This is a genomic window from Streptomyces sp. SID14515, assembly GCF_010548505.1.
In the GTDB taxonomy this organism is placed as follows: domain Bacteria; phylum Actinomycetota; class Actinomycetes; order Streptomycetales; family Streptomycetaceae; genus Streptomyces; species Streptomyces caviscabies.
Genome location: NZ_JAAGMH010000021.1, coordinates 21,081 through 37,203, shown reverse-complemented (window position 1 = coordinate 37,203; position 16,123 = coordinate 21,081). Strand labels below are relative to the sequence as shown.

General features: G+C 73.3%; 18 protein-coding genes. 8 read left to right on the top strand and 10 right to left on the bottom strand.

Going from position 1 to position 16,123, the window contains the following annotated elements; translation table 11 throughout:
- Positions 1-132: 132 nt before the first annotated feature.
- The 5 genes from G3I54_RS03715 to G3I54_RS03695 form a co-directional block, all read right to left on the bottom strand.
- Complete coding sequence (locus tag G3I54_RS03715; RefSeq protein ID WP_164611041.1) at positions 133-1,251, bottom strand: acyl-CoA dehydrogenase family protein; 1,119 nt, start codon at positions 1,249-1,251, stop codon at positions 133-135.
- Positions 1,248-2,441 (bottom strand): acyl-CoA dehydrogenase family protein, encoded by a 1,194-nt coding sequence (locus tag G3I54_RS03710; RefSeq protein WP_164611039.1) that lies wholly within the window; start codon positions 2,439-2,441, stop codon positions 1,248-1,250. The genes G3I54_RS03715 and G3I54_RS03710 overlap by 4 nt, the downstream gene beginning before the upstream one ends.
- On the bottom strand, positions 2,438-3,403 hold the full coding sequence (locus tag G3I54_RS03705; RefSeq protein ID WP_164611037.1) for an NADPH:quinone oxidoreductase family protein: 966 nt from the start codon (positions 3,401-3,403) through the stop codon (positions 2,438-2,440). The genes G3I54_RS03710 and G3I54_RS03705 overlap by 4 nt, the downstream gene beginning before the upstream one ends.
- A 103-nt stretch (positions 3,404-3,506) precedes the next feature.
- Positions 3,507-4,106 (bottom strand): XRE family transcriptional regulator, encoded by a 600-nt coding sequence (locus tag G3I54_RS03700; protein WP_103510660.1) that lies wholly within the window; start codon positions 4,104-4,106, stop codon positions 3,507-3,509.
- Positions 4,107-4,188: 82 nt separating this feature from the next.
- On the bottom strand, positions 4,189-4,923 hold the full coding sequence (locus tag G3I54_RS03695) for a PIG-L deacetylase family protein (RefSeq protein WP_164611034.1): 735 nt from the start codon (positions 4,921-4,923) through the stop codon (positions 4,189-4,191).
- A 242-nt stretch (positions 4,924-5,165) separates the two neighbouring features.
- Here G3I54_RS03695 and G3I54_RS03690 point away from each other — a divergent pair, with 242 nt between their 5' ends.
- Positions 5,166-5,738 (top strand): rhodanese-like domain-containing protein, encoded by a 573-nt coding sequence (locus G3I54_RS03690; protein ID WP_164611032.1) that lies wholly within the window; start codon positions 5,166-5,168, stop codon positions 5,736-5,738.
- A 65-nt stretch (positions 5,739-5,803) separates the two neighbouring features.
- Here the strand turns inward: G3I54_RS03690 and G3I54_RS03685 are convergent, their stop codons facing one another.
- The gene (locus G3I54_RS03685) at positions 5,804-7,099 is read right to left on the bottom strand and encodes an alpha/beta fold hydrolase (protein ID WP_164611030.1); all 1,296 of its coding nucleotides are present in this window, start codon (positions 7,097-7,099) and stop codon (positions 5,804-5,806) included.
- A gap of 143 nt (positions 7,100-7,242) precedes the next feature.
- Between G3I54_RS03685 and G3I54_RS03680 the strand changes: the two genes are divergently transcribed.
- Both G3I54_RS03680 and G3I54_RS03675 read left to right on the top strand, forming a co-directional pair.
- A complete protein-coding gene (locus G3I54_RS03680; protein ID WP_164611028.1) occupies positions 7,243-8,406 on the top strand; it encodes a betaine/proline/choline family ABC transporter ATP-binding protein in 1,164 nt (387 codons plus the stop codon).
- A 151-nt stretch (positions 8,407-8,557) separates the two neighbouring features.
- Positions 8,558-9,382 (top strand): aldo/keto reductase, encoded by an 825-nt coding sequence (locus G3I54_RS03675; protein WP_164611026.1) that lies wholly within the window; start codon positions 8,558-8,560, stop codon positions 9,380-9,382.
- A 44-nt stretch (positions 9,383-9,426) separates the two neighbouring features.
- On the opposite strand, the gene G3I54_RS03670 is transcribed toward G3I54_RS03675, so the two are convergent.
- Entirely contained in the window at positions 9,427-9,726 is a 300-nt protein-coding gene (locus G3I54_RS03670) for a DUF2087 domain-containing protein (RefSeq protein ID WP_137235041.1), read from the bottom strand.
- Positions 9,727-10,053: 327 nt separating this feature from the next.
- Between G3I54_RS03670 and G3I54_RS03665 the strand changes: the two genes are divergently transcribed.
- Complete coding sequence (locus G3I54_RS03665; RefSeq protein WP_164611024.1) at positions 10,054-10,965, top strand: nitroreductase/quinone reductase family protein; 912 nt, start codon at positions 10,054-10,056, stop codon at positions 10,963-10,965.
- A gap of 13 nt (positions 10,966-10,978) precedes the next feature.
- On the opposite strand, the gene G3I54_RS03660 is transcribed toward G3I54_RS03665, so the two are convergent.
- The 3 genes from G3I54_RS03660 to G3I54_RS03650 are packed head-to-tail and all read right to left on the bottom strand — an operon-like array spanning position 10,979 to position 13,300.
- Entirely contained in the window at positions 10,979-11,929 is a 951-nt protein-coding gene (locus tag G3I54_RS03660) for an ABC transporter substrate-binding protein (RefSeq protein WP_164611022.1), read from the bottom strand.
- Positions 11,926-12,597, bottom strand: coding sequence for an ABC transporter permease (locus tag G3I54_RS03655; RefSeq protein ID WP_164611020.1), 672 nt, complete (start codon positions 12,595-12,597; stop codon positions 11,926-11,928). The genes G3I54_RS03660 and G3I54_RS03655 overlap by 4 nt, the downstream gene beginning before the upstream one ends.
- 25 nt (positions 12,598-12,622) lie before the next feature.
- Positions 12,623-13,300 carry an ABC transporter permease gene (locus G3I54_RS03650; RefSeq protein ID WP_164611018.1) on the bottom strand — a complete coding sequence of 226 codons (678 nt, stop codon included), beginning with the start codon at positions 13,298-13,300 and terminating at the stop codon, positions 12,623-12,625.
- 144 nt (positions 13,301-13,444) lie between these two features.
- Between G3I54_RS03650 and G3I54_RS03645 the strand changes: the two genes are divergently transcribed.
- The 4 genes from G3I54_RS03645 to G3I54_RS03630 all read left to right on the top strand — a co-directional run bounded on the left by G3I54_RS03645 (position 13,445) and on the right by G3I54_RS03630 (position 15,930).
- Entirely contained in the window at positions 13,445-14,137 is a 693-nt protein-coding gene (locus G3I54_RS03645; protein WP_164611016.1) for a hypothetical protein, read from the top strand.
- Positions 14,134-14,814 carry a DUF4166 domain-containing protein gene (locus tag G3I54_RS03640; RefSeq protein ID WP_164611014.1) on the top strand — a complete coding sequence of 227 codons (681 nt, stop codon included), beginning with the start codon at positions 14,134-14,136 and terminating at the stop codon, positions 14,812-14,814. Before G3I54_RS03645 ends, G3I54_RS03640 begins: the two co-directional genes overlap by 4 nt.
- On the top strand, positions 14,811-15,458 hold the full coding sequence (locus G3I54_RS03635; protein ID WP_164611012.1) for a TetR/AcrR family transcriptional regulator: 648 nt from the start codon (positions 14,811-14,813) through the stop codon (positions 15,456-15,458). Before G3I54_RS03640 ends, G3I54_RS03635 begins: the two co-directional genes overlap by 4 nt.
- Before the next feature lie 106 nt (positions 15,459-15,564).
- Positions 15,565-15,930 (top strand): VOC family protein, encoded by a 366-nt coding sequence (locus G3I54_RS03630; protein ID WP_164611010.1) that lies wholly within the window; start codon positions 15,565-15,567, stop codon positions 15,928-15,930.
- Positions 15,931-16,123 lie beyond the last annotated feature (193 nt).

Below are 16,123 nucleotides of genomic sequence, written 5' to 3'. Positions count from 1 at the left end.
CTCGCACGCGCACACCACCGCAATGGACGAGCCGACCGACGCGTCCGAAGGCGATCGAGCGAGAGTGCGTGCACGGCGTCGTGAGGTGCGGTGCCAGACCCCGCGAGCCCGGCATGATCGGCAAGACACCCCCTAGGGAGCCGGCAGCTCCGCCAGCTCCGCGACGGCCTGACGATGGCTGCCCGCCGTGCCGTACGCGATCGAGTCGGCCTTGGCCCGCTTCAGGTACAGGTGCGCGGGGTGCTCCCAGGTCATGCCGATCCCGCCGTGCAACTGGACGCACTCCTCGGCGGCGTGGACCGCGACGCCCGAGCAGTACGCCTGGGCCACCGCGACGGCGAGCGGGGCGTCGGGGCTGTGGGTGGCCAGCGCGTCGGCGGCGTTGCGGGCGGCGGCGCGGGCCGAGACGACCTCCAGCCAGAGCTGCGCCATGCGGTGCTTGAGCGACTGGAACGAGCCCACGGGCCGGTTGAACTGGTGGCGTTCGCGGGTGTACCGCACGGTCTCGGTCAGGCACCACTCGGCGATCCCGAGCTGTTCGGAGGCGAGCAGTCCGGCCCCGGCGAGCAGTCCGCGCCGTACGGCGGTGGCGCTCGTGTCCGCGTCGGCGAGCAGGGTCCCGGCCGCCCCGGTCAGGGTGACGGCGGCCAGCGGCCGGGTCAGGTCCAGCGGGACGAGCGGGCTTACGGCGACACCGGGGTCCGATGCCTCGACGGCGTACAGGCCATCGGCGGTCGGCACCAGCAGGATGTCGGCGGCGGCCGCGTCGGCGACCCCGCGTACCGTCCCGTCCAGCGAGGCGAGGTCCGCCGCCGCCCCGGCGGGCGGGGTCGCGAAGGGCACGGCGAGCACGGCCGTACGGGCGCCGGAGGCCAGCTCGCCCAGGAGCGCGGCCGCCGGTCCGTCCTCGGCGCCCAGGGCGAGCAGGGTCTCGGTGGCCACGACGGAGCTGGTCAGGTACGGGGCGGGGGCGACGCTGCGGCCCAGCTCCTCCAGGACGACGGCGGCCTCGCGGTGGGAGGCGCCCTGGCCGCCGAGCTTCTCCGGTACGAGGAGTCCGGCCGCGCCGATGCCGCCCGCGAGCGATGCCCACAGCTGCGGGTCGTACGGCGTGTCGGACTCGGTCGCGGCGATCACCGTCGGCGCGTCGGCCCGGTCGGCGAGGAGGGCGCGCACGGCGGAGCGCAGGTCCTCCTCGTCCTGCGAGTAGAGCAGGTCGGGGGTGGCGGGGGGCTGTGCGGGCGCGGTCATCGGCTCAGGTCCTTCCAGGCGACGTCCTTGTCGTTACGGGGTTCGGCGGGCAGGCCGAGGACGCGCTCGGCCACGATGTTCAGCAGGACCTCGCTGGTGCCGCCCTCGATGGAGTTGCCTTTGGAGCGCAGATAGCGGTAGCCGGCGTCCCGTCCGGTGAAGTCGACCAGCTCCGGGCGGACCATGGTCCAGTCGCTGTACAACAGGCCCTCGTCGCCGAGCAGTTCGACTTCCAGGCCGCTGATCTCCTGGTTGAGCCGGGCGAAGGCGAGCTTCATGCCCGAGCCCTCGGGTCCGGGCTGTCCGGCGACGAGTTGCTGGCGCAGCCGCTCGCCGGTGAGCCGGGCGACCTCGGCCTCCACCCAGAGGGTCAGCAGACGCTGATGGGTGTCGGGGGTGCGCAGTTCGGGGCGTTCGCGCCAGGTCGTCGAGGCCGGGCCGATCATGCCGCCCTCGCGCGGGATGCGGGAGCCGCCGATGGAGACGCGCTCGTTCATCAGGGTGGTCTGGGCGACCTTCCAGCCCTCGCCGACGGGGCCGAGGCGGCGGCTGTCGGGGATCCGTACGCCGGTGAGGAAGACTTCGTTGAACTCGGCCTCGCCGGTGATCTGGCGCAGCGGCCGGACCTCGACGCCGGGGTCGGTCATGTCGCAGATGAAGTAGCTGATGCCGCGGTGCTTGGGCAGGTCCGGGTCGGTGCGGGCGATGAGGATCGCCCAGCGGGCCAGGTGGGCGCTGGACGTCCAGACCTTCTGCCCGTCGACGATCCAGTCACCGGTCTCGTCCCTCACGGCCCGGGTGGCGAGCGCCGCGAGGTCGGATCCGGCGCCGGGTTCGCTGAACAGCTGGCACCAGACCTCCTCGCCGACCCACAGGGGGCGCAGGAAGCGACGCTTCTGCTCGTCGGTGCCGAATCCGAGGACGGTGGGGGCGGCCATGCCGAGGCCGATGCCGATGCGGCGCGGGTCGTTGTCGGGCGCGTCGGCCGCGGCGAGTTCGGCGTCGGCGACCTGCTGGAGGGAGCGGGGCGCGTCGAGTCCGCCGAGGCCCACCGGGTAGTGGACCCAGGCGAGGCCGGCGTCGAAGCGGGCCTTGAGGAAGTCGGTGCGGTCGGTGGTGGCGGGCGGGTGCGCGGCGAGCAGTTCGCGGGTGCGGCGGCGGACCTCGGCGGCGTCGACTGCGGGGCTCATCGGGCGCCTCCCGGCAGGACGACGATACGGCCGGTGCTGGTGCCGTCGGCGACGCGCTGGACCGCGTCGGCCGCTCCGGCCATCGCGACACGCTCACTGATCAGGGGTTTCACGATGCCCTGGTCGGCGAGCTCGGTCAGCTCGTCGTGGCAGGCGCGGACGGCGGCCGGGTCCTTGGTGTTGTAGAGGCCCCAGTGCAGTCCGACGACGGAGTAGTTCTTCACCAGGGCGTGGTTGAGGGCCGGGGTGGGGATGACACCGCTGGCGAAGCCGACGACGAGGATGCGCCCCTCGAAGGCGACGCACTTGGTGGACTTGGCGTACGCGTCGCCGCCGACCGGGTCGTAGACGACGTCCGCGCCGCGCCCGCCGGTGGCTTCCTTCACGACGGCGACGATGTCCTCGCTCCGCCGGTCGATGACCAGGTCGCAGCCGAGCTCGCGGGCGACGGCGGCCTTCTCCGGGCCGCCGACGACGCCGATGACCTTCGCGCCGGCCGCCTTGCCGAGCTGGACGGCCGCGCTGCCGACGCCGCCGGCCGCCGCGTGGACGAGCAGGGTCTCGCCGGGCTGGAGGTTCGCGCGGCGGTGCAGCCCGAACCAGCCGGTCTGGTAGCCGATGTGCAGCGCGGCCGCCTCGGCGTCGTCCAGCGCGTCGGGGGCGGGCAGCAGGGCCGCCTCGTCCGCGACGACGTACTCGGCGAAGCCGCCGTGCGGGAGGGCGGGGGTGGCGAGCACCCGCCGCCCGTCCTCGGTGGTGCCGCACACCTCGACGCCCGGGGTGAACGGCAGCGGCGGCCGTACCTGGTACTGGCCCCGGCAGAGCAGGGCGTCGGGGAAGTTGACGTTCGCGGCGCGGACCTCGACGAGCACCTGCCCGTCGCCGGGGGTGGGCCGGTCCGTCTCCTCCAGGCTCATCACCTCGCCCGGCTCGCCGTTCCGGTGCACTCGCCATGCCTGCATGAGGGGCCTCCACAACACTGTCGGCATTACCACTGCTCCGGCGCATACTAAGCGGTCGCTTGCCGATCTGGGAACACCTCCGCCCGGCCGGTGGCGGGACCCCTCAGCCCCGCTTCGGCTTCGCCCTCACATGCATGCGCTCGCCCTGCGGGCCGAAGAGGCTCAGGAACTCCACCGTCTCGTCCTCGGCAGGACCGAACCAGTGCGGCAGCCGGGTGTCGAACTCGGCGGCCTCCCCTGGCCCCAGCACCAGATCGTGTTCGGCCAGCAGCAGCCGCAGCTTCCCGGAGAGCACGAACAACCACTCGTACCCCTCGTGGGTGCGCTGTTCCGGCGGGCCGCCGCTGCCGGGCTCCTGGATCAGTTTGTACGCCTGGAGACCGCCGGGCCGGGCGGTCAGCGGCAGCATCGTGCGGCCGTGCTGCACGATCGGCTTGGCCCGCACCCGGGGGTCGCCGACCGGCGTGGCGCCCACCAGGTCGTCGAGCGGCACCTCGTGGGCGCGGGCGATCGGCAGCATCAGTTCGAGGCTGGGGCGACGGCCGCCGGACTCCAGCCGGGAGAGCGTGGAGACGGATATGCCGGTGGCGGCCGAGAGCGCGGCGAGGGTGACCCCACGGTCCTTGCGCAGTCGGCGCAGCCGGGGGCCGACCCCGGTGAGGACGGCCTCCAGTTCCGGGTCGTCCCGGTCGTGTTCCTTCATGCCGCCATTGCAGAATCGGCAAGCCGGTTTGTCAATACGGTCAGGTCACCGCACTCAGGTCACCGCACTCAGGTCACCGCGATCAGTGGGCGAAGACCTCGAAGGTGACCGCGGGCCGGCCGCCGAACCGCTCGGCGGCGGCCTCCACCATGCCCGTCAGGAAGGTCCGGCAGTACCGCTCCGGATCCTCCTGGGTCAGCGCCTCGATGTACGTGCGGTGCTCCAGCAGCGACCGGACCGAGCGTTCGAGACCGGCCGTCGCGTCGACCGCGTGGGTGGGCCGGTCGCTGCCCGCCACGGCGGTCCAGCGCACCCCGTCCCACGGCTGGAGCCCCTGTTCGCCGAGTTCCGGGAAGATCCAGCGGTTGCCCGCGTCGGCGACGGCGTCCAGCGCGGCGCGCCCGACCGCGCGGTGGTCGGGGGTGTTCCAGGCGACGCCGCCCCAGGTGTCCCGGTGGTTGAGGGTGACGACCAGTTCGGGGCGGTGGCGGCGGATGGCCGCGGCGATGTCGCGGCGCAGCCCGGTGCCGTACTCGATCACCCCGTCACGGTGGTCCAGGAACTCCACGGTCCGCACACCGACGACGGCGGCGCTCGCCCGCTGCTCCCGCTCGCGCACCGGCGCGCACTCCTCGGGCGGCAGGGTGTCGATCCCGGCCTCGCCGCGGCTGGCGAGGAGGTAGACGACCTCGCGGCCGCCGTCGGTCCACTCGGCCACCGCGGCGGCCGCCCCGTACTCCAGGTCGTCGGGGTGGGCGACCACGGCCAGAGCGCGCTGCCAGTCGACGGGCATGGGTTCGAGTCGCTGCGGCGTCATACCGGCAGGCTACCCACGTCAGGTCGCACCGGCAGGCCGTCCGGGTGCGCGGGGTACGTGCGCGGGGCGCCCGGGAACGCGCCGGGCGTCGGGCCGGGCGAGAAGCTCGACCGGCCGGGGCCCGGCGGCGGGGCCGGGCGTGCGAGGCTGGACTCCGGTGGCGACCACCGCGACCCCGGCCCGGCCCGTCCGGACCGGTGGGAGGGCTCCCTCCCGCCCCGGCGAACGAAAGGAACCCGCCCGTGCCCAGCCCCGCATCCCTCTCCCCCGCCCAGGCCGCAGCCCGCCTGGAGGAGTTCACCGTCGTCGACGTGCGGGCTCCCGGCGAGTACGCCGCCGGGCATGTCCCCGGCGCCCTGAACATCCCGCTCGACAAGCTGCCGGACGCGCTGCCCGCCCTCAAGTCCGCCTCCGCGCGTGGTTCGCTGCTGGTGGTGTGCGCTTCCGGGGTCCGGTCCACGCGGGCCTGCGAGATCCTCGCGGGCGCGGACATCGAGGCCGTGACGCTGACCGGCGGGACCTCGGCCTGGGAGGGCGACGGCCGCGGCCTGGACCGCCCCGAGGGCGCGCGCACCACCTGGCCCATGGAGCGTCAGGTGCGGCTCGCGGCGGGCTCGCTGGTGGTGGCGGGGCTGGTGGCGGGCGTCCGCTTCCCGGCGGCGCGCTGGCTGTCCGCCGGTATCGGCACGGGCCTGGTGTATTCGGCGGTCAGCAACACCTGCGGCATGGCCGCGGTCCTCGCGAAGCTGCCCTACAACCGGGCCCCGCGTGCCGCCGGTGACCTGGACGCCACGCTGGAGCAGCTCCAGCGCTGATCCGGCGGGGCCGGCCGGTCGGCGACCGGCCGGCTCCGGGGCGGGCGCGCACGAGCCCCGGCCGGTCAGGCCTCGTCGCGCACCAGTGCCAGCAGCCGGTCCAGGACCCGGGGCCCGCCCGCGCGCACCCCGTCGTGCTCGTACTCGTTCGTCACCCAGGTCCGCAGCCCCCGGATCGCCGCCGCCGTGCGCAGCGAGTCCGCGGTGTCGACGTACATGTCGTCGTGGTAGACGGCCGCCGCGACCGGGACCTCGTTGGCGGCGAGCCGCTCGGGGTCGTACAGCACCGGCCAGTCGGTGCGCTGTGCGAGCAGTTCGGCGGTCTCGCGGAGCGGCCGCAGCGCCGGGTCGACGTCGAAGTGCCAGGGGTGGATGGTCTCGCCGGTGAAGAGGACCGGGCCGTCGCCCGCCAGCGCGGTGGCCGCGTCGAACTGCGGGAACTCGGCCCGTACGCGTTCCGCCGCCCAGGCCGTGGCGCGCTCGCCCTGTCCGTAGATGGCCTCGTGCAGCAGGGCGTACAGCGGGTGCCCTGCGAAGGAGGAGGCGGTGCGCATCGCTTCCTGGAAGGCGTCGGAGAGTTCGGTGCCGTGTGGGGTGCGGACGAAGGCGTTCTCCAGCAGGTAGTGGAGCTGGTGGCTGCCGCTGCCGGAGCCGAGCATGATGCCGAGCGACTGGAAGCCCTCGGGCGTCAGCCGGTGCCCGGCGCTCTCGGGCCGGTGCTCGGCGAGATACGCGGCGATGGCGCGGGCGCGCTCGACGTCCTGCGGATAGCGGGCGTAGTGGGCGGCGACCTTCCGTTCGATGCGCGGGTACGCGGCCCGGTAGACGTCGTCCGCGTGCGCGTCCAGCGAGGGCAGTCCGCCGGTGATGAGGGCCGCCGCGAGGCCCTCGGGCGCCGAGGAGAGGTAGCGGACGGCGCAGAAGCCGCCGAAGGACTGGCCGAGGACCGTCCAGGGCGCTCCGCCGGTGAGCTGCGGCCGGATCAGTTCGCAGTCGCGGACGATGGAGTCGGACCGGAAGTGGGCGAGGTGGTCGGCCTGTTCGCGCGGGCCGCCGCGCAGCGGGAGGGTCTGCCGGTTGGCCGGGGTGGACAGCCCGGTGCCGCGCTGGTCGAGGAGGAGCACGCGGAACTCGCGCAGGGCGCGGCCGAGCCAGGCCTCCGTGCCGACGAAACGGCGCGCGCCGAAGCCGGGGCCGCCTTCCAGGTAGACCAGCCAGGGCAGTTCCTCGCCGGCCCGGGAGGCGGCGACCGCTTCGCGGCCGTAGACCTCGATCTGCTCGCCGCCGGGGTCGCTGTGGTCGAGGGGCACGGTGAAGCGCCGGTCGGTGAGGACGACACCGGGCTGCCGGTAACTGCTCACGGGGAACTCCTGAATCCGGGGTGCGGGCTGATCCGGGCGAAAGGGCCAGTTCAGCACATGCCCTCCCCGAAGGAGGAAGGGGCCGTGCCCCGGACGGTCCCGGCCCGTGTGCGGTGCGGTCGGGTCGCTCCTACCGTGCAGACATGATCCGGTTCGAAGAGGTCGGCAAGGTCTATCCGGACGGGACGACGGCGGTCGACGGGCTGTCCTTCGAGGTGGCGGAGGGCGAGCTGGTGACCCTGGTGGGTCCGTCCGGCTGCGGCAAGACGACCACGATGATGATGGTGAACCGGCTGATCGAGCCGACCTCGGGCCGGATCCTGGTGGACGGCGAGGACATCGCCGGGATCGACCCGGTGAAGCTGCGCCGCCGGATCGGCTATGTGATCCAGCAGGTGGGTCTCTTCCCCCACCGGACCGTCCTGGACAACACCGCGACCGTCCCGGCGCTGGTCGGCTGGAAGCGGGCACGGGCCCGGGAGCGGGCGGCGGAGCTGCTGGACCTGGTGGGCCTGGACCCGAAGACGTACGGCTCGCGCTATCCGGCGCAGCTCTCCGGCGGCCAGCGCCAGCGGGTGGGCGTGGCGCGGGCGCTCGCGGCGGATCCGCCGGTGCTGCTGATGGACGAGCCGTTCGGGGCGGTGGACCCGGTGGTGCGGGAGCGGCTGCAGAACGAGTTCCTGGCCCTCCAGCAGCGGGTGCGCAAGACGGTCCTCCTGGTGACGCACGACATCGAGGAGGCGGTGCGGATGGGCGACCGGATCGCGGTGTACGGGGAGGGGCGCATCGAGCAGTTCGACACCCCGGCCGCCGTGCTCGGCACCCCGGCGACGCCGTACGTCGCCCGGTTCGTGGGCTCCGACCGGGGGCTGAAGCGGCTGTCGGTCACCGCGATCGAGCCGGAGGACCTGGAGGAGCCGCCGGTGGCCCTGCTGGAGGAGCCGGCCGGGGAGGCGGCGGCCCGGCTGGGGGCGGTGGGGGCCCGGTGGGCGGTGGTGCTGAACGGCGGGGGCGAGCTGCACGGCTGGGTGTCGGCGGACGCGTTGCGGTCGGCCGGGGAAGGGGCGACGGTGGGTTCTCTGGCCCGCCGGATGGACGCGTGGGTGCCGGTGGGCGCCCCGCTGAAGCAGGCGTTCAGCGAGATGCTCCAGCACGACGCGGGGTGGGTGGCGGTGCTGGACGGGGCCCGGTTTCTCGGCGTGCTCACCCTGGCGAAGCTGCACGAGGCGCTGCGCCGGTCGGTGGACGCCGATGCGCAGGGGGTGGGCCGTGAGGAGGTGGAGTTCGACTCGGTGGCGGACGCCTAAGGGTGGGGGTGATCGGGCACACCTTGCCCGCGTTTGCATATAACCCGCGTGTGCAATTATTGTTGACGCCAGTAAACGTCGTACGCCAGAGATTCCGGCGCACGACGCGCACGAGGTACACCGCTGCACCGCTCTACCGGAAGGCCGTCACATGTCCACCGTCCCCACCGTCACGCTCAACAACGGCGTGACCATCCCCCAGCTCGGCTTCGGCGTCTTCCAGGTGCCCGACGACGAGACCACCGCCGCCGTCTCCGCCGCGCTGGAGGCCGGCTACCGCTCCATCGACACCGCGGCGATCTACGGCAACGAGGTCGGCGTGGGCCGGGCGCTGGCCGCCTCCGGGATCCCCCGCGAGGAGCTGTTCATCACCACGAAGGTGTGGAACGCCGACCAGGGCTACGACGCGACGCTCGCCGCCTTCGACGCGAGCCTGGCCAAGCTCGGCCTCGACTACGTCGACCTCTACCTGATCCACTGGCCGACGCCCGCCCACGACCTGTACCCGGAGAGCTGGCGCGCCCTGGAGAAGCTGGTCGCCGACGGCCGGATCCGCGCGGCCGGGGTCTCCAACTTCCAGCCCGCCCACCTGCGCCGGCTGCTGGAGACGGGCACGCTCGTCCCCGCCGTCAACCAGGTCGAGCTGCACCCGGGCCTTCAGCAGGCCGAGCTGCGCGCCTTCCACGCCGAGCACGGCATCGCCACCGAGGCTTGGAGCCCGCTGGCCCAGGGCGCGCTGCTCAAGGAGGAGGCGCTGGTCTCCATCGCCGAGCGGCACGGCAAGTCCCCGGCCCAGGTGGTGCTGCGCTGGCACCTCCAGCTCGGCAACATCGTCATCCCCAAGTCGGTCACGCCCGAGCGGATCCGGCAGAACATCGACGTCTTCGACTTCGAGCTGTCGGACGCGGACATGGACGCCATCGCCGCGCTGGACCGGGGCATGCGCACCGGCCCGGACCCCGACACCCTCAACTGACCTGTTTCGCCGGGCCGTTGACCGGCAGGGGCCCGCGCCGCCGGTCAGCGTCCGCGGCGGTAGCTGCTGCCGTCCCGGGGCCGGACCAGCAGCCCCGCCACGACGAGGTAGCGGCGCAGCGCGGAGCAGTCCTCGTGGACGGTGAGCAGCGCCTCGTTCACCTCGCGCTCGGTGTACGAGCGCTCCCGCTCGAACAGCGTGTCGGCGAGGTGCACGAGCAACTGTTCCCGCCGGGCCTCCTTGCGCGGGATCGCGACCAGACGGCCGTGCGAGAAGAGCGCCTCGACCCGGTGGGTGCGAGGGGTCGGCGACAGGGGCGTGAGGGTCTCTTGTTCGGCGGGCATGGCCGGAAGCGTCGCAGGCTCCCGGAGGACGGGCAACGCCTTTTCGGCGTTGCCCGTCCTCGCGTTGACAGACGTGTGCCGCTCGGGTTCAGATGGTGTTCGTGCAGCGTGACGTCGGCCAAAGAGATCTGGGCCGGCCGGCGGTCGAGCCAGCACCTTCTTTTCAGGGATGACGCCATGAGTCCACTCATCGCCCCCTGCCTCTGAGCAGCCGCGCTCCGAGCAACCGTGCTCCGAGCGCCTCCGCGTCCGAACACCTCACCGCGGACACTCCGCGACGCCGGGCCCTCGCCTGCCCGCATTCCTCACGGGAGACCCAGAACCTCCATGTCCCATGCCTTCCAGCAGTCCGTCATCGCCGAGTTCCGCGCCAACGCGGGGAAGGTCGGCGGCCCCTTCGAGGGCGCCGACCTCCTCCTGCTGACCACCACCGGCGCCCGCTCCGGGAAGCCGCACACCACACCGCTCGGATACGTACGCGACGGCCGCCGGCTGCTCGTCGTCGGCTCCAACCTCGGCGCACCGCTCCACCCCGACTGGTTCCGCAATCTCCTCGCCCACCCCACCGTCCAGGTGGAGCTCGGGGAGGAGGAGTTCCCGTCCCTCGCCGTACCTGCCGAAGGAGCACGGCGCGACGAGCTCTTCGCCCGGGTGGTGGCCGAAGCGCCCGGCTACGCGGATTACCAGGCCGCTACCGACCGGGTGCTGCCGGTCGTGGTCCTGGAGACGCCCGACCCCGACGACACGCCTCCCCCGATCACCTCGCTCGCCGGCAAGCTGGTGGAGGTCCACACCTGGCTGCGCGCCCAACTCCTGCACGTACACGCGGAGACGGAGGAGCACTTCTCCGCGCGGGCCGCCCACGGAGGTGCGGGCGAACCGCCCGCACCCGGTCTCGGGCTGCAGATCCGGCAGCGCTGCCTGGCGTTCTGCCAGGCGCTGGAGTTCCATCACACGGCCGAGGACGGCCATATGTTCCCCACGATGGAGGGCTACCACCCCCACCTGGCGGACGTCTTCGACCGGCTGCGGGAGGAGCACCACCGCATCGCGGCCGTCCAGTCGGCGCTCGCCGCCCTGCTGGCCGATGCCGCCATCGCGGAGCCGGACCGCTTCCGTGCGGAACTGACCCGGATGACCGAGGAGTTGACGGCCCACCTCGACTACGAGGAGGAGCAGATCCTGCCGCTCCTGGTCGATGTGCCCTGGCCGCCGGCGCCCGCCCCGGCCGCCTCCTGACCTCCGGGGCCGCTCAGCCCTTCGGGAGGAGCTTCTTCGACTCCAGGTAGGTGCGCGCGACGTCCTCGGGCAGCCTGCGCCAGCTGTCGACCTGCTGGTTCATCGATGCCAGGTCGGCGGTGGTCAGTACGGTGTTGAGCCGGTCGAGGGCGTCGCGCACCCCGGCGCTCCCGGCGCGGGCGCGGTTGACGACGGGGACCACGTAGTCCGCGTTCTGGAGGTTCTTGTCGTCCTCCAGCAGGACCAGGCCGAACTGGTCCAGCGTGGCGTCGGTCGTGGTGGTCAGCACCATCTGGTCCTGACCGTTCTGCACCGCCTGTTTCGCCTGGGTGGTGCCGACGCCCTTCGGGTCCACGGCGACGATGTCGATGCCGTACGTCTTGCGCAGCCCGGGGGCGCAGTAGGGCCGCTGTACGCATTCGTCGCCCGCCGCCAGCCGTACGGGCAGCTTCGCCGCGCCGACGTCGCTGAGGGTCTTGAGCCCGTGCTTCTTCGCGTACGCGGCGGTGACCGCGAAGGCGTTCTGGTCGACGGCCCGGCCCGGGTCGAGCACGGTCAGCCCGCGCGGGGCGGCCAGTGCGCGGAGCGCCTTCATGGTGGCGGCGAGGTCGGGCGATCCGACGGGGGGCGCGTCGGCGCCGTCGGCCTTGGCGTTCAGCCAGTCGGCGAAGGTCGCCGCGTACTCCGCGACGACGTCGATCTGACCGTTCTCCAGGGCGGGTTCATAGATCTCCCGGTTGGTGACGGAGATGATGTCGGCGGAGTATCCGGCGTTCTCCAGGAGCAGGGCGTACATCTGGGCGAGCAGGTCGCTCTCGGTGAATCCGGCCGAGCCGACGGTGAGCTCTCTGCTGTCGCCGGGCGGTGCGGTGACCTCGCCCTGGTTCTCCAGGCTGGGGCCCGTGGTGCAGGCGGTGGCGGCGAGGAGGGCCAGCGCGGCCAGGGCCCGGCGGACGCGGTTCACGCCGCCTCCCGTCCGCGCCGGGGCGCGAGGCGCTGCCCCGCCTCGAAGAGGCCCTCGACGAGAAGGGCGAAGACAGCCACGAGGATCGCTCCGGCCACCACCTGCGGGGTGGCGGCGAGGTTGAAGCCGGCGGTGATGATCCGGCCCAGTCCCCCGCCGCCGGCCAGTGCGGCGAGGGTGGCGGTGGCGACCAGCTGCACGGCGGCGATCCGTACGCCGGTGAGGATCAGCGGGAGGGCGAGCGGCAGTTCCACGCCCAGCAGCATCTGGCGGCCGGTCATGCCCATGCCCCGGGCGGCCCGGACGACGTCCCGGTCGACCTCGCGCATGCCGACGTAGGCGTTGGTGAGGAGCGGCGGCACGGCGAACAGCACCAGCGCGATGATCGTCGACCACTGGCCGTACGTGCCGACGGGGGTGAGCAGCAGCAGGACCAGCACGGCGAAGGTGGGCACGGCCCGGCCGATGTTGGAGAGGTTGACGGCGAGCGCGCCGCCCTTGCCGAGGTGGCCCAGGACAAGGGCCACGGGCAGCGCGATGAGACAGCTGATGAGCAGGCAGACGACGGTGAGGAAGAGGTGTTCGCCGAGCCGGTTCCAGACGCCGTCGGGGCCGGACCAGTGCGCGGCGGTGGTGAGCCAGGACCAGGTGTCCGAGAGAGTGTTCACACCCGCCTCCCGTTCCGGAGTGTGTTCATGCCCGCCTCCGGGTCCAGGGCGTCAGCAGTCGGCCCGCTCCGAGCAGCAGCAGGTCGGCGGCGACGGCGATGACGACGCACAGGACGGAGGCGGTGAGCACCTGGGCCTTGAAGTAGGTGTTCATGCCGGAGTAGATGAGGTTGCCCAGCCCGCCGTGGCCGACGATCGCCCCGACGGTGACCAGGGAGACCGCGGAGACGGTGGCGATGCGCAGCCCGGCCATGGCGGCGGGCAGGGCGAGCGGAAGCTCCACGGCGAGCAACAGGCGCAGCGGCCCGTATCCCATGCCGCGGGCGGCCTGCCGGGTCTCCTCGGGGACGGCCCGGAGCCCGGCCAGGATGTTGCGGACGAGCAGCGTCAGCGAGTAGAGGACCAGCCCCGCGACGACGAGCGCGGCGGAGAGTCCGTACAGCGGCAGCAGCAGCGAGAACATCGCGAGCGACGGGATCGTGTACAGGATCGTCGTCAGGCCGAGCACCGGCCCGGCCGCCCAGCGCCACCGGCGGGCCGCCAGGGCCAGCGGGACGGCGAGCACCAGGGCGATGGCGACCGCGGCGGCCGTCAGCTGGAGGTGTTGCAGCACCGCGTCCACCAGGATCTCGCGGCGGCTGGAGAGATAGGCGCCGCAGATCCACTCATTGCGGGCGAGGCAGTCGTCCGGAGGCGCCATCACCTGTTCATTCGAGCCCGGGAGCGGTGCCGTCGCAGGTCAGGGGCGGCCGTTCGGGGTGTTTGAGCGAGTGCTCAATCCTCTGGTAGCGTCCGGCGCATCGAGGTTGAGCAGTCGCTCAAACGCTCAAGGCGACCGGGGGCACGCATGGGGCTGTACATAGAGGCGCTGATCCGCACGGACCTGGAACGGCTGTGGGAGCGGACCCAGGACACCGCGCGGCATCAGCGGTGGGATCTGCGCTTCACCGAGATCAGCCCGCTGCCCGGCCCGGCGGGTTCCGCCCAGCGGTTCCGGTACGCGACCCGGGTACTGCCGTTCCTGACCGTCTCGGGGACCGGGACGAGTGCGGGCGAGCGGCACCGGGAGGACGGCGAGCGGGTCTCGGCCCTGCGCTTCGCCTCCGCCGAGCGGCTCTCCCTGCTGGCCGAGGGCAGCGGCTACTGGCGTTACGTCCCCACCGCCGACGGTGTCCGTTTCCTGACCGGCTACGACTACCGCACCCGCTGGGGCCGTTTCGGCGCGGTCGCGGACCGGCTGGTGTTCCGGCCGCTGATGGGCTGGGCGACCGCCTGGTCCTTCGACCGGCTGCGGCTGTGGTGCGAGCGCGACATCAGCCCGGCCCGGTCGCTGGCGCACGCCCTGGCGGAGGTGCTGGTGCGGACCCTCGTCGTGGCCGCGGCCCTCCCCTTCGGCCCGGCGGCCGTGCTGCCGGCCGCCCTGGCCGCGCTGCTGACGCCTCCGTCGCCGCGCACGCCCGCCGCCCGGCGCTGCCTGCGCAGACCGCCCGGCCGCCCCGCCGTGACCCCGTCCCTCCTCGCCCGTCTGGAGCGCCCGTGACCTCGATCTTCGCCCGTGCGATGGGCGACGCGTTCGATCTGCTGCACCCGCAGCTGCAACGCCGCTTCTCGGTCGGCCTGGAGAGCGGGGAGGCGTGCGTCGGTCGTGGCTCCATGGACCGGATCTGGCACGGGCGGGCCTTCGTGAAGCCGTTCCTCGCGCTCGGCGCCACCCGCAACATCCTGGTGCCCCGGACCGGACGCGACGTCCCGTTCACCATCGAGAACGTGCCGTACACCGACTCCTACGGCCGCGAGACCGTCACCTTCGTCCGGACGTTCGCCCTGCCCCGCGGGCCGCGCCGCTTCGACGCCACGATGGTCCACAGCCCCGAGCGGTCCTGCGTCCTCGACTACCTCGGCACCCACCAGCACCTGGCCACCGATCTGCGGCTCACCGCCGAGCCCGACGGCTCGCTGCTGATCCGCTCCGGGGAGCACCGCTTCCGCGAGGGGCCCCTCGACATGCGGGTGCCGGGGCTGATCGGGGGCGACGCCGAGGTGCGCGAGTCCTTCGACGACGCCACGGGCCGCTTCCGTATCCGGGTCAGGGTGACCAACCGGCACTTCGGGCCGCTGTTCGGCTACGAGGGAACGTTCCGCGCCCGCTATGTCGACGCCCTGCGGCACGGCGTACGGGCGGGGCTGCGCCCGGTCCGCGAGGAGGCACGGGCATGACGGCGAGCGCGACCGGGGCGGACACCCGGACGAAGCTCCTGGAAGGCGCGCTGCGCACCCTTGCCGACCAGGGCATCGCGAAGACGTCGGCCCGCGCGGTGGCGGCCTCCGCCGGGGTCAACCAGGCTCTGGTCTTCTACCACTTCGGCTCGGTCGACGAGCTGCTGGCGGCGGCCTGCCGATACGGGGCCGAGCAGCGGGTGGCCCGCCACCGCGAACGGCTCGCCGCCGTCACCACCCTCGCCGAGCTGGTGACGTGCGGGCGCGAGCTGCACGAGGAGGAGCGGGCGGGCGGCCATGTCGCCTTCCTCGCCCAGCTGCTGGCGGGGGCCCAGGCCCAGCCCCGGCTGGCGCCCGCCACCGCGGCCGGCCTCGAACTGTGGACCGACGAGATCGAGAAGGTCCTGGTGCGGGTCCTCGGCGACTCGCCGCTGGGCGAATTCGCCGATCCGGTGGGGCTGGCGCGTGCCGTGGCCGGATCGTTCGTGGGCCTGGAGATGTACGAGGGCGTCGACCCGGACGGGGCGGCGCGGGCGTTCGAGGCGCTGGAACAGCTCGCCGAGCTGGCGGGCGTGCTGGACGAGCTCGGACCGGTGGCCCGGCGCGCGGTGCGCCACCGGCTGCGGCGTACGGGGAAGGCGTAGGCGGGGCGACGGCGGCGGGGCCGCCGGGGCGCGGGGCGGCGGGAGCCCGGCGTACGGTGGAGGTGCGGCTCAGGTGTGCGCCACGGACGGACGGCAGGTATCCGCGATGGCCGGTGAGATCTCCTTCTTCGAGCTCGGCGTGGCGGACCCCGACCGCGCGCGTTTCTTCTACGGCGAACTGTTCGGCTGGACCTTCGAGCCGAGCCCCTCGGGCGGCGGCTTCGCGATCACGGCCCCCGGGACTCCGGGCGGTGTGCACGGCGGCGACCCGGGTGCCGAGCCGTATGTGTTCTTCCGCGTCGACGACCTGGGCGCCGCCGTCGCCAGGGTCCGTGAGCTCGGCGGCACGGTGGACGAGGGGGAGCCCGGGGACGGCGATGAGGAGTCGGCCGCCCGGTTCGGGCGCTTCCGGCTCTGCCGTGACGACCAGGGCTCCTCGTTCGGCCTGCACGAGCCGCCGACGGCCGCCTGACGCGGACGAGTCCCCGCACTCGTGCGCGTACCGCGCGAACGTGAGGTTTCGGTACAGGTGCGGGCGCGGGAACAGGACCGGAAGCGAAAGCGGAACGACCTGGGCTGTGCGAGCAACCCTCCATGCCCCGCCGCCGTCTTGATCAATGACAGGACGGTTCGCCGCGTGTGACGAGCGGCGTCCAACCCCCACA